This is a genomic window from Microcoleus harperi Pol14_C6 (assembly GCF_036701295.1).
Classification (GTDB): domain Bacteria; phylum Cyanobacteriota; class Cyanobacteriia; order Cyanobacteriales; family Microcoleaceae; genus Microcoleus.
Genome location: NZ_JAUBQN010000018.1, coordinates 67,331 through 80,309, shown reverse-complemented (window position 1 = coordinate 80,309; position 12,979 = coordinate 67,331). Strand labels below are relative to the sequence as shown.

9 protein-coding genes are annotated in these 12,979 nt (G+C 44.8%); 3 read left to right on the top strand and 6 right to left on the bottom strand.

What is annotated here, in order from left to right; translation table 11 throughout:
• Positions 1–353: 353 nt before the first annotated feature.
• The gene (locus QUA27_RS14445) at positions 354–1,541 is read right to left on the bottom strand and encodes an anion transporter (RefSeq protein WP_333068707.1); all 1,188 of its coding nucleotides are present in this window, start codon (positions 1,539–1,541) and stop codon (positions 354–356) included.
• 291 nt (positions 1,542–1,832) lie between these two features.
• Between QUA27_RS14445 and QUA27_RS14440 the strand changes: the two genes are divergently transcribed.
• The gene (locus tag QUA27_RS14440; RefSeq protein WP_333068706.1) at positions 1,833–5,786 is read left to right on the top strand and encodes a PAS domain S-box protein; all 3,954 of its coding nucleotides are present in this window, start codon (positions 1,833–1,835) and stop codon (positions 5,784–5,786) included.
• Positions 5,787–6,108: 322 nt separating this feature from the next.
• Here QUA27_RS14440 and QUA27_RS14435 read toward each other — a convergent pair whose 3' ends face one another.
• The 4 genes from QUA27_RS14435 to QUA27_RS14420 form a co-directional block, all read right to left on the bottom strand.
• Complete coding sequence (locus QUA27_RS14435; RefSeq protein ID WP_333068705.1) at positions 6,109–9,366, bottom strand: tetratricopeptide repeat protein; 3,258 nt, start codon at positions 9,364–9,366, stop codon at positions 6,109–6,111.
• 210 nt (positions 9,367–9,576) lie between these two features.
• A complete protein-coding gene (locus QUA27_RS14430) occupies positions 9,577–9,978 on the bottom strand; it encodes a glycosyltransferase (RefSeq protein WP_510175260.1) in 402 nt (133 codons plus the stop codon).
• A 59-nt stretch (positions 9,979–10,037) separates the two neighbouring features.
• The gene (locus tag QUA27_RS14425; protein WP_333068704.1) at positions 10,038–10,187 is read right to left on the bottom strand and encodes a hypothetical protein; all 150 of its coding nucleotides are present in this window, start codon (positions 10,185–10,187) and stop codon (positions 10,038–10,040) included.
• A gap of 22 nt (positions 10,188–10,209) precedes the next feature.
• On the bottom strand, positions 10,210–10,560 hold the full coding sequence (locus QUA27_RS14420) for a hypothetical protein (protein ID WP_333068703.1): 351 nt from the start codon (positions 10,558–10,560) through the stop codon (positions 10,210–10,212).
• 39 nt (positions 10,561–10,599) lie between these two features.
• Between QUA27_RS14420 and rpiA the strand changes: the two genes are divergently transcribed.
• The gene (gene rpiA, locus QUA27_RS14415) at positions 10,600–11,316 is read left to right on the top strand and encodes a ribose-5-phosphate isomerase RpiA (protein WP_333068702.1); all 717 of its coding nucleotides are present in this window, start codon (positions 10,600–10,602) and stop codon (positions 11,314–11,316) included.
• Between the two features lie 185 nt (positions 11,317–11,501).
• Here rpiA and QUA27_RS14410 read toward each other — a convergent pair whose 3' ends face one another.
• On the bottom strand, positions 11,502–11,705 hold the full coding sequence (locus tag QUA27_RS14410) for a hypothetical protein (protein ID WP_333068751.1): 204 nt from the start codon (positions 11,703–11,705) through the stop codon (positions 11,502–11,504).
• Here QUA27_RS14410 and QUA27_RS14405 point away from each other — a divergent pair.
• Positions 11,665–12,849, top strand: coding sequence for an aldo/keto reductase (locus QUA27_RS14405; protein ID WP_445251509.1), 1,185 nt, complete (start codon positions 11,665–11,667; stop codon positions 12,847–12,849). The genes QUA27_RS14410 and QUA27_RS14405 overlap by 41 nt on opposite strands.
• The last annotated feature ends 130 nt before the right edge of the window (positions 12,850–12,979 follow it).

Genomic DNA, 12,979 nt, shown 5'->3' with positions numbered 1-12,979 from the left:
AAGTTTTCGCTCGCTCATCTTTTATTGCATTCAATCTACAGTAATGCGCCTCTTTATTCTGTCTTAGTCTAAACTCCCTAATCAGAAGTTTTCGCTCGCTCATCTTTTATTGCATTCAATCTACAGTAATGCGCCTCTTTATTCTGTCTTAGTCTAAACTCCAGTCATGAGTTAGTTGTTGTGTAAATAAAAACAGGATTTTTTAGCATTTAATCTTGTTTCTAGCAAAAGTTTTTGAAAATTAAGTTAGGATCTGGGATTTGATATAGTAAAGCAAAACTTCTCATTATATCATAATTTTTTTTTGCAAAAGGTCTATTGTAGAAGCATCATAGGGTTATGATTATAGCCTTTTAGTACAGCCAAAAATAAGCTATGGCTAAAGTAACGAAAGTCAGCGGCAGCCCGAACCGCAAATGTTCTTTAAAAGTCAGCCGATCGCCTGATTTCCCTGCAACCTCAGCTACAATCAAATTAGCCACGGAACCCAACAAAGTTAAATTCCCCGCCAGAGTAGAACCCGCCGCCAACAACAGCCAAGCTTGTGTATCTGTTTTGACAATTACGGATTGCAGAACTAAAACTGCGGGTACATTTGAAATTAAGTTAGAAAGAATTACCGTTACTCCTAACAAACTCAGCGGTGTATTAGTCAAATTAGTTAAATTGTCCAACAAACCCAGTTGTTGAGTGGCTTTAGTCACCACAAACAATCCCCCAAACATTACTAGCAAATTCCAATCGACGCCCTGCAAGAGGCGATCGGACTTGACGCGTCTAGTAATTAACAATATACTGGCAGCTATCCAGGCAGATTCTGCTAAAGGTGCTCCCGCCAAAAAAGCTACTAAAAGTCCTGCTGTCACCCACAAACTTTTTGCTAGTAAAGGCTTGAACAATCGATACCTGACTTGAGTAACCTCCGGCAAAGATTTGCAAGAACGCACTTCTGGATAAAGGAACCACAGCCAAGCTACTTGAACCAGCAAACAAATTAAAGCGACTGGGGCTAGAGAGGCGGCAAATTCCAAATAACTAATTCCCGAAAAAGAACCGACGAGAATATTTTGCGGATTCCCACTCACCGTCGCCACCGAACCTAAATTAGTACCTCCGGCTAAAGCCAAAAGATAAGGGATAGGATTGAGAGACAAAGAGCGAGTCAGACTCAGTGTTAAAGGAGCCAGCAAAATAGCAGTAGTGTCGTTAAGAAAAAATGCCGATAGAATGCCGCTGCCAAAAGTAACGGCTACTATAATGCCGAAAGGAGAACGAGTAAAGCGAGTTAAAAACTCCAAAGCGAGTTGAAAAAACCCCGATGCTCCCAAAGCGGAATTAACGATCATCATTCCGAGCAAAAAAACGATCGTATTGGGGTCGATCGCCTCCCAAGCAGTTTTCAGGTCGAGTATCCCCAAAGCCACCGCAAAAGCTGACCCGATAATTGCAACCGCCGCCCGGTTCACCCGCAGCCCCGGCAAATATCCCAAACCGAATCCCAAGTAGGTCAGTCCCAATACTAGGTATTTGAGTGTTATCATATATACTTAAAACTATTGATTGCCGATTTTTTTATTGTCTAGGATGCTAAAAGTACAGACTGGGTAGTTGCAGCTAAACCTGCTGGCATTGCAACTAGCGGGAAATATTGCCGAGAGACGGTCTACCCACTACAAACAAAGTGGTTGCATGGGAAAGCGAAAACCAGCACACTGGACAAGTTGTAATTTTGTTACAACTTGTAACTTTTTTCAAACAACAGGTTTAATTTAGTTTCACAAGAAAGTTAAATTCCAGAAAGTAAAATTAATTACAGTCGAGTTAAGCCAAAAGTGTTTGCTAAAAAATTTAATTCAAGCAACCCAGAAACCAACAATTCTCACTTGACCCGCACTGACGGCGAGCTTGCAGCAGCAAAACAGTCGTGCAGCAAACAAGTCGAACAGGATTGGTATAGAACTCTCTACGACAATTTTCCGGGCATTTACTTTGTTCTAGACGCTTTGGGAAGAGTTTTTTCTCTCAATCAATTCGGCGAGGCGAGACTAGCCTACAAATCGCAGGAATTAATTTGTCATTCAATTTTTAACATATTTTCCTGCCAATATCAAGGGACAATGCAAAGTGAATTTGCCGGATTGGCACAGCAGGAAAACGGTAAGCAAACTCCAAAAGTTGCCTGTTGGGAAGGCTGCTTGACTTGCAAAGACGGCAGGATTATCTGGGTAAAAGCAACCGCGCGGGCAATGCCTGCGGTAGATTGGAAAATAGAGGAAAACACTAATGGTCGCTCACTTGCCAATTTCCAACGGCCGGCTGTACTGTTAGTTTGCGAAGAAATTAAGGCTGCTTCGCAGTCACCCACGTCGCCCAACCAGAGAGGAAATTGGCGCAGTCCAACTTTAGCGATCGCAAAATTAGCCAAAAGTCAACTTAAAGAACGCCACAATATAGAAGAATTCATCCGTGAAGTAACAGAAACCGCTGTCAGTATTGTCAACTGCGATCGAGCCAGTATTTGGCTGTATGGCGAAGACAAAACGCAGCTTCACTGCATCGACCTTTACGAAAAAAATACTAAACTCCATTCCGTACAAATCATTATCACAGCAGCCGACTGTCCGGGATATTTTCAAGCTTTAAAATCTGCAAGTGCGATCGCTACTGTGGCAGCAGAAAATGACCCCAGAACGCGAGAACTTGTCGGCCTTTATTTACTCGATCGGGGCACGACTTCCCTGTTAAACGTACCGATTGTGCTAGCAGGTCAAAGGTTAGGAATAGTCAGCGCCGAACGCCAGGGTTCCGATGGTGATTGGACGGAAGAAGAACACGAATTTATCCAAATATTAGCAGATTTTGTATCCTCAAGTTTGTCAGCTAGCGAAAAGTTAAAATTAGAAGCAATGCGGCACGAACAGCAGCAAAACTTGCTGACCCAATACTACGATCAACTAGAAGAAAGAGTAGAAAGACGCACTGCTGAACTCAAAAAAGCTAACCAAAAACTGCAAAAAGAAATAATTAAAAGAAAACAAGCAGAAGCCGAACTCCGCCTGCAGCAACAAGAACAGCAAATTATTTTTGATTCCGTGCCGGCGATGATTTGGCTCAAAGATACCGAAAGTCGCCTGCTGCGAATTAATCAAGCCGCCGCTGCATCGAGAGGTTTGCCCGCAGCTCAATTAGAAGGTAAATCTTTTTATGAAATCTATCCAGACGAAGCAGAGCAATATTATTTAGAAGATTTGGAAGTAATCAATTCTGGCGTTCCCAAGCAGGGCCAAGTCGAACTGCTACCAACAGTTTTTGGTCAAAAATGCTGGGTGCGTACAGATAAAATACCTTACCGCGATGAAACAGGTAAAGTCGCTGGTGTAATCGTGTTTGCAGTAGATATTACTGATTTAATTAAAGTCGAAAGAGAACTGCGAGAATATCGCGATCGCCTTGCAGAAAAAGTCGAGAAACGTACTGCTATGTACAGGCAAGCCATGACTGCTTTGTACTCGGCAAATACGCAACTGCAACAGCTAATTAACAACAGCTACTCCTCTGGCGAAAATGGCAGCAGCCACTCAGCAGCACGCTTGCTCGAATGCGAAGCTTATTTTGAAGCAGTTGCCGTGGCTGACCGCGACACAATTTTGAGCGTCAGCAGTAATTTTGCCCAACTTTTCGGTTACGAACCTGCGGAAATGGTGGGAATGAGCTTGCTAGAACTACTGTCGCCGAAATCATACAAACAGGCGCCGCAAATGATTTCTGCTGCCAGCAATACAGTCTGTGAAACGATTTTTCTTAAGCGAGATGGAACTGCTTTTCCTGCTGACGTTCGCAGCAAGTTCGTATTTTGGGAAGGTCGTTTAGTACAGGTTAAAGCAGTCCGAGACCTGACGGAACGCAAATTGACCGCAGCAGAATTAGAGCGATCGCGCTCTCTGCTGCACGCTACCTTGGAAGCAACGGCAGACGGCATTCTCGCCGTTACTACCGCCGGAGAACTGATTAGTTTTAACGAAAAGTTAGTTCAAATGTGGGGAATTTATGAAGAAGTTAGAAACTCAATGGATAGAACGGTGCGTCTGGCATTTCTGACTCAGCAAGTTAAAGATCCGAGGGCTTTTTTGCAGAGAGTTAAAGAATTTTATAGCGATGCGGAGTCGGAAGGTTGCGATATTCTAGAATTTAAAGACGGCCGCACTTTTGAGCGCTACACGCAGCCAATTCGAGTCGGACAAAATATTATTGGCAGGGTGTGGCGCTTCCGCGATATTACATCTCGCGAAAAGGTGACGGCAATGTTGGGAGATTCTCAAAGGCGCTTTCGGGCAATTTTTGATTCTTCTTTCCAATTTGTGAGCTTATTGAAACCGGACGGCACTCTGCTGGAAGCTAACCAAACTTCTCTGGATTTTGCGGGAATTAAGCTGCGGGATGTGGCCAATAAACCGTTTTGGCTGTTGCCTTGGTGGGGAGATTCTGAGGAAGTTCAGGAACAGTTGCAAGAGGCGATTTCTCGCTCGGCAAAAGGTGAATTTGTTCGCTATGAAGTGGAAGTTCAAGGTGTAAATCGGACGGCAACTGTTGATTTTTCTCTCAAACCGGTTGCGGATGAAACGGGCAAAATAGTATTGTTGCTGCCCGAAGGTCGAGACATTACTAAAAGTAAGCAAGCCCAAGTCGCGCTGCGGCAACAAATAGAACGGGAACGCCTGATCGGGCAGATTCAATCGCGCATCCGTTCTTCTCTGGATCTCCAAGATATTCTCAACACTACAGTAGCGGAAGTGCGGGAGTTTTTGGTAACCGATCGCGTGCTGGTTTTCCGCTTCCGACCCGACTGGAACGGAGATGTGGTGGTGGAGTCGGTTGGAGAAGGATGGATTCCACTGAAGGGGATGGGAATTGACGATTGCTGTTTTGCAAATACTTACATCGGACAGTATTTAAAGGGCCGCATCCGCGCCATAGAGGATATTCATGCTTCTAATTTGAGCGAGTGTCACCTTAAATTTTTGGAGACTTGTCAGGTGAAGGCAAATTTGGTGGTGCCGATTGTCCAGCAGGGAATTGAACCCAGGGAAGGTAACGGTTCTTGTCAAGTGCCGAAGTTGTGGGGTTTGCTGATTGCCCACCACTGTTCGGGACCGCGCCAGTGGCAGCAGTTTGATGTGGATTTGCTGAGTCAGTTGGGTACTCAAGTTGCGATCGCGATCGAACAATCTTTACTTTACCAGCAGCTAGCAGCGGCCAACCAGCGGTTGGACGGGTTGGCGAATTTGGACAGTTTAACTCAACTAGCTAACCGCCGCCGTTTTGACGAGGTGATCAACCGAGAATGGGAGCAGTCGAGTTCTTCGGAACCGCTATCTTTGATTATGTGCGACATTGACTGTTTTAAACTTTACAACGACAATTACGGCCACCAAGCCGGGGATGCTTGTTTGCAGCAAGTGGCGCGGGTGATCGGAGATGCTTGCACGAACGCACCCGCACAACGCCTCTATTTGGCTGCTAGGTACGGCGGCGAGGAATTTGGGGTAATTTTGCCAAATACGGATATCGTGGCTGCACAGGCTGTTGCTGAGGGAATCCGCAGCCGCGTCAAAGCCTTAGCAATTCCCCACATTAAGTCTGTTGTCAGCGATTGCGTGACACTTAGCATGGGGGTGGCGACGATTTTTGAAGGTCAAAACTCGCCGAAAATGCTGATTGAAGCTGCGGATAAGGCGCTTTATAGAGCTAAGTCTGGCGGGCGCGATCGAGTGGCTATTAGTGATTAGTCAGTAGTCGGGTTATTTTAGATTTTAGATTTTAGATTTTAGATTTTAGAATTGGGAATGACTGATGAAGCTGGTCGTTTGGAGCTTGTCTACAGTTGCATTCCTTTTTCAAACTGGCACCACAAAAAAAGCGATCGCCCTAACTGGCATAAAGTTAGTGAGATCGCGGTACTATGAATCAGCTATTTATCTATCAGACTCGGCGCGGAATTTTTACGCATTTCCACGAAGATTGTTACAAGACTTCACAGAAAGAGGGGAAGAGTAAGAGATGCGGAAATTTTTCCTTCTAATGATTACTGACAACTGACAACTGACTAACCTATTTAGCTAACAGTTTTTGAAACACCTCATACATCTCCTCAGCCAACTTTTTAGGATTCCACAAAGGTGCGAGATGTTCTGGCTGCTTAGATTTTATTAAATGCTCTTTCACAGCATTTCTGAAACCAGCATCGCGGCCAAACTTAACTCCCCACTGCGTGTATTCTTCCCAACTCCACGCCGCACCAACATCAAGATTTGCACTTTTCAGAAAAGCGTAACCCATGCGCGAAAGATATTGGTCGCCGGATCGAGTTACGACTGGCAAATTCGCCCACAAAGCCTCTAAATTGTGAGTCCCGCCGTTGTAAGGATAGGAATCTAAAAGCACGTCGGCTACATAATAAATAGCCCGGTGTTCTTCTTCACTTCTGGTTTGCCCTATAAACTTAATCCGACCAAAATCTACTCCCTGAATTTCGCATTCTTCGCGGTAAGTGCTGTGAATAACATCGGGGTCGCCTTGACCTTTGCGGATTAACACACTCTCTGGTACTTCCTTAAGAATTGTAACTTGAGCTCGTACCATTTCGGGATTGGTTTTTCGCCCTGGCGCAACGCACAGATAAGTCATTTGATCCAAGCCAATTCCCAGAGCATTTCTAATCGCCTCTCGATTCACAGGAATGCTTTGCAGTGCGCCAATTGCTACCGAACCAACAGGCAATCTTACTAACTGTTCTAAGTAATTTTTTTCCACACCACGGGGATGAGTGTGTTCGTCGCAGAGAAAGTAGTGATTCTCTGAAATGTAGGGCGCGTCAAATCCCAGCCAAGATACGCAAATCCCCGCAGGATATTGATACAGAACTTCGACATTTGTTGGGACTGTCATCGAGTCTAAGTCTATCAAAACATCCAAGTTGTCTTGCGCTACTTCCGCGAAGATTTCACCGCCATCAGCAAAGCCGTTTGGATATTTTTTAGGCCAGTAAAACTTGCCCGCCATGTCTTCAAACCGCTGTGTAACTTCATCTCGGTGGAGTTTCCCGGTGACGTAAAGGTGAACGTGGGGGGTGATGTGGCTTAATTCGCGAATTAAAGCTTCGCTGCACCAGCCTACTGAGTGGCGGCGGAAGTGTTTGGAAAGGAAGCCGATTTTTAAATGACGCTGTTCTTTTGTTTGGTAATTGGCTAGGTTGCTTCTGTTAACTTGCTGCCGCAGCGGGACGGCTTTTTGGTAGTATTCTTTGGCAATGAGTCTGTAGAAACTGGCATTTTTTTCGCGGTTGTCTCGCAGGTGAGAAACTGCAAACAGAAAGATTTCGTAGAGGAGTTTTAGTTCCATTACGCTAAAACTTTCGATCTTTTCGTAGCAGAGGTTTTCGATTTCTTCGAGTTTCTGAATTGCCTGTTTGCTGACACCTGATTGCAGGTAGGAAAAGACATAGGCTGTAGCTGACATGACTGGGGCATTTTCGCCGCAGTTTTCGCAGTATTTGTCGGCTACGCTGCGGGCTCCGGCGAGGTTGGTGGAATGGCTTAGTAAGTCACACAATTGTTGGTAGGCTTCGCTATATTTGGGGTTGCATTGAATCGCTTTCTCAAAATTGGCGATCGCCTCCAACGGCTTATCTTGTTTCTGAATGTGTCCCATCCGGCAGTAAACCTCTGCCCAATCCGGTTTTAATACCAGGGCTTGCTGATAGCTGGCTAAAGCTTCTTCTAGCCGCCCCTGCATGGAAAAACAACTGCCGAGGTTAGCGTGAACTTCTGGCCAATCGGGCTTGATTTGCAGAGTATTGCGGTAATTAGTAATTGCTTCGTCGTACTTGTTTTGCTGCAAAAAAGAATTGGCTATATTGAAGTGCAAAACTTCTAATTGCGGCTTTAAAGCTACAGCTTTCTGATAATAAGCGATGGCGGCGTCGAGATTGCCTTGTTGCGATCGCGCGCTGCCGATGTTACCGTAAGCTTCGGCCCAATCCGGTTTAATGGCGATCGCTTTTTCGTAGCTTTCGATGGCTTCCTCGCGCTTTCCTTGGCTGAAAAGTCGATTACCTAAGTTAAAGTGGAAGTCTGCGCCGACTAGCTGCGGGTTGAGTTCGGATGTTCTTTTAAAACAGGCGATCGCTGCTTCGATGTTGCCGTGTTTCTGATATACTTTCCCTAAATTCCAGTGAGCTCCCGCTAAATTTGGACTTAGGGCAATCGCTTGCTGGTAATGGGCGATCGCTTCTTCCAAACGCCCCATTTTGAAATACATACTGCCGATATTGGCGCGCACTTCTGCAAAATTTGGCTGCAATTCTAGGGCTTGAGAATACGATCGAATCGCAGCTTCATTTTTGCCTTCTGCTTGCAAAGCATTGCCTAAAGTGACGTAAGCGTGGATGAAATCTGGTCGGATTTTTATCGCTTGCTGGCACGCTGCGATCGCCTCTTTAATTTTACCTTGAACTAAAAACTGTTCTGCCAGTTTTTTGTAGGGTTCTACTTCTTGAAAATTGGCAACTTGTCCGCTATCTGGAACATTTAGCGAGGTAACTTGTTCGGAAAGTTCGGCGGGGTTGGTAAACGGAGTATTTAAAGTTTCAGTGGTGGGTGCTGGCGGCAAATTGATGCTCGAAGGCTGCAAGCCGTAGCCTTCATCTTTGTTGACAGATACTGGTTGCTGTTCGCCTGATTCTGTTTCTAATTCGATAAAGTTGCTGTCAGTAGTTTGCCGATCTTTTTGTGCGATCAAACTCGATAGTTTCTCAGCAGCGCTGGCATCTCCCGGTTGCTGTTGCAACACTTTTTGATAGCAAGTAATTGCTGCATCTAACTTTCCTTGCTGCTGAAAAACGCTGCCCAGCATCATATTGACCGAACACAATTGAGGATTAATTACCAGAGCTTTCTGGTAATAATTTGCCGCCTGTTCCAATTGCCCTAACTTGTAATACATACTGCCGATATTCGCGCTGGCTTCAGCAAATTCCGGCTGAATTTCTAAAGCTTGCAAGTAAGCTTCAATTGCCATTTCCAGCTTGCCTTGACTCTGCAAAGCATTGCCTATTGTTAAGTAAGCAGGAGCAAAATTGGGTTGAAATTTAAGAGCGACATGGCAAGAGGCGATCGCCTTTTCAAATTCTCCTTGCAAAACATAAACTTCCGCCAACTTTTTATGAACTTCTGCATCTCCTGGATTAAACTCTAAAGCTTTCTGATATTTCTCGATTGCGCCACCGAGATTACCTCGATCTTTCAGCCAATTTCCCTTCTGAAAATAATCTCTCACTGCCTCTAAACCTACTAAAGAATTCCGGCTCATTTGCTCTGCCACTCTTACAGTTTTTACACTAATAATATTCAACCATTCTAACCACTATCGGGATCGCACAGACCAAGTACACCCTCGATTTATATATTCTACCTGCTGTCTCAGATGATTTTCAGCAGTTGCGCCACCCGCACCCGTGTCCTCATTTAAAACTCCAACTACGGCTTCTAAAAATCGCCTTGTATATCCCTCCCAATCTGGTTAGCCCGCCGGCTTCCAATTAGTTATCGATGCAAAATTTTCCACCCCTGACATGGAAACTAGACGGGCAAATCCAGCAGTTGTTTCCGGCCAAGCTGCCAATTCACTCGTCACAATCCGGCAACCGCTGGCCATTGCCTCCATCACGGCAATAGATGAGGTTTCTAAATAGGTATTCAGGTAAGCTAAAACGGCAACTGAACGCAGTTGCCGGACGAGTTCGGGTGGGGGTACGGAACCGATGTACTCGACGAATTCTGTTTCCTGACACGGGCGGTAAAGTTGACCGACAAAAAGCTTGTTATCATTGTCGTCTATTTGGTGTACTTTCATGCTTGAAAATACTTTTAATCTGGTTCCGGGGACAGCTTGACGAATTTCGGGAAAGACTTTTAACAAAATATCGAGTCCCCGAAATGGAGTGAGGGTGTAAGCTAGAATGGGCGGTCGATATTTATGAGTTAGGATAGAAAGATTATCGGGAAAAATGTTAGCAAAACAAGGTGCGATCGCATTTCTTCAAACACAACAGCGATTGGAGTCAATCCCAAAGGGTGGATGAAATTGCTCGCGCTGCCAGTCGCTGACAAATACAAAAGCATCGCAAGCATTGATTTCTCGCTGATTATTGAACTATTGGAGAAATACAAAGCCCGGTTCGTTATGAATCCACAAAATTAACTTAATGTGATGCCCCAAAAGCCGCTTAACTTTCAGCGCTTTACCGACTATATTGACTATAACTAAAAAATCGAGCGATCGCAGCAATTCTAAATTAGATTTGTCCCCCACCCTGCGCCTGCAATCAACGCCGCGCCACATCCCCGACTCGGAAGTATTGTTGAGTAAAAATACCTCGTTTCCCTGTGCAGCCAAGGCCTCAGCTAAGTAACAAATAGCCGACTGAGTGCCCCCCAAAGGTTCGCGGTAAGGAGTTTCAATGTTGTAATCCCAAGTATAAGTATCGAGAAATCCGATTTTCATTAAATGGTACAATCTTAAAACTATTGAGGAGTACCGAACATGACCACAGAACAAGATCCCGTAAAATTGATGAAACAGCAAGTCGGCTTTGCTGCTGCCGATCGCGTACAATCTGGTATGATTGTCGGACTTGGCACGGGGTCAACTACAGCTTATACTATTCAAGCATTGGGCGATCGCATAAAATCAGGTGAACTCAAAGATATCAAGGGAGTACCGACATCTTTTCAATCAGAAGTGTTAGCCAAACAGTACGGAGTCCCGCTGACAACACTAGATGAAATTGACAGAATTGATGTTGCTATTGACGGCGCTGATGAAGTAGATCCTCACCTCAACTTAATTAAAGGTGGTGGCGCTGCCCACACCCGCGAAAAAGTAGTCGATTACCTCGCAACTCAGTTTATTGTAGTAGTGGACAGTTCCAAAATCGTAGATAAATTGGGTTCGACTTTTCGCGTGCCCATCGAAGTTATACCGATGGCATTAACACCAGTGATGCGCGCCATTGAAAAATTGGGTGGCCAACCCGAACTCCGCATGGGCGTGAAAAAAGCAGGCCCCGTAATTACCGATCAAGGTAATATGGTAATTGATGTCAAATTTGATGACATTGCCAACCCGGGAGAAATGGAAAAAAGCTTGAATAACATTCCCGGTGTGTTAGAAAATGGTTTGTTTGTCAACTGTACAGATTTGGTTTTAGTCGGGGAAATCCAAGACGGAAAACCAGTAGTCCGGGAGATTTCTAAATAGTCAAAACTGCCTCACTGGTGGTCAAAGACTCTTTGTGGAACAGGCATCTTGCCTGTTCAGTAGAATGCTGCAATATGGGATTTACAACCCGCAAAAATACCAAAAACAAGGTTTCTTACCCTATAGCAACCACCAAGACTATTAAGAAGTTCTTAATCAATGAAACCCTTGTGATTGTTACATATTCATCCTTCATTCTTCCTTCTCCCTTCTTCCTTCTTCCTTCTATCATTTACATCCGTTACATCCGTTACAGAATCCGTTGCCGAACTTCTTTCTTCCTGACATCCGTTACAGAATCCGTTGCCGAACTTCCTTCTTCTTTCTGCTATAGCTTTGACTTTGATTATGATGCAATATCGCAGATTCGGTCGCACAGAATTATTCATGCCCGTCTTTTCCTGTGGTGGCATGAGATATCAGTACAAATGGCAAGACGTGCCAGCCAGTGAAATTCCGCCAGACAATCAACAAAATCTAGAAGCGACGATTCGCTACTCGGTTGAATGCGGCATCAATCACATAGAAACTGCTCGCGGTTACGGCACTTCCGAGATGCAATTGGGGCGAATTTTCCCAAATTTTCCCCGCAAAAAGTTGATAGTGCAAACAAAAGTTAGTCCCAAACCTAACTCCCAAGAGTTTCGCGAAGACTTTGATAAATCCTTAGCTTATTTGCAACTAGAATACGTCGATTTACTGTCGCTACACGGCATTAATACGTGGGAATTGCTAGAGGAGTCTATGCGTCCGGGCGGCTGCATGGATGTGGCGAAAAAGTTGCAAGTAGAAGGCAAAGTTCGGTTTATTGGTTTTTCCACTCACGGCCCGACGGATGTGATTGTCAAAACAATTGAAACTAATCAATTTGATTATCTTAACTTGCACTGGTACTACATCAATCAAAGTAATTGGCCCGCTATTGAAGCTGCTAAACGTCACGATATGGGCGTTTTTATTATCAGTCCTTCCGACAAAGGCGGTCAACTTTACAACCCGCCACAACAATTGGTAGACTTGTGCTATCCGCTGAGTCCGATGGTGTTTAACGATTTGTTTTGTTTGTCGCATCCGCAAGTACACACTTTGAGTTTGGGCGCAGCCAAACCTGAAGATTTTAACGAACATCTGAAAGCTATAGAATTGTTAGATAGAGCCGATGAAATTTTGCCACCGATATTAGAAAAGTTAGAAAAAGCAGCAATTGATAAATTAGGAGAAGATTGGTTTAAGACGTGGCACGTAGGTTTACCAACTATCGAAAATACTCCCGGAGGTATTAATATTTATGTGATTTTGTGGCTGTGGAATTTGGCGCAGGCTTACGATACGATAGACTATTGCAAGATGCGCTACAACCTCTTAGGTAATGCCAGTCACTGGTTCCCCGGCCAAAAAGCCGATCGCCTCGATGAATTAGACTTGCGCCGCTGTCTAGCCCACAGTCCCCACGCTGCTAAAATTCCCGGTATTCTTCAAGCAGCCGATCGGCTTTTTGGAGGCCAAGCCATCCAGCGCTTGTCCCAAGAATAATCTAAAAAAAACCCGGTTTCGAGACAGAAACCGGGTTGGTGAACCGGAGCACGTGAGTTAGTTACGCGCACACAATTAGCCTATACTTGAGAAACTCTCACAACCATCGCCCATCCGTCTCATCCATTCG

Coding starts and splice junctions, on each gene's coding strand:
- QUA27_RS14445 (WP_333068707.1), bottom strand. CDS start 1,541: ATGATAACACTCAAATACCTAGTATTGGGACTGACCTACTTGGGATTC.
- QUA27_RS14435 (WP_333068705.1), bottom strand. CDS start 9,366: ATGAGCCGGAATTCTTTAGTAGGTTTAGAGGCAGTGAGAGATTATTTT.
- QUA27_RS14425 (WP_333068704.1), bottom strand. CDS start 10,187: ATGCTTGCGATGCTTTTGTATTTGTCAGCGACTGGCAGCGCGAGCAAT.
- QUA27_RS14420 (WP_333068703.1), bottom strand. CDS start 10,560: ATGAAAATCGGATTTCTCGATACTTATACTTGGGATTACAACATTGAA.
- rpiA (WP_333068702.1), top strand. CDS start 10,600: ATGACCACAGAACAAGATCCCGTAAAATTGATGAAACAGCAAGTCGGC.
- QUA27_RS14405 (WP_445251509.1), top strand. CDS start 11,665: ATGATGCAATATCGCAGATTCGGTCGCACAGAATTATTCATGCCCGTC.
- QUA27_RS14410 (WP_333068751.1), bottom strand. CDS start 11,705: ATGAATAATTCTGTGCGACCGAATCTGCGATATTGCATCATAATCAAA.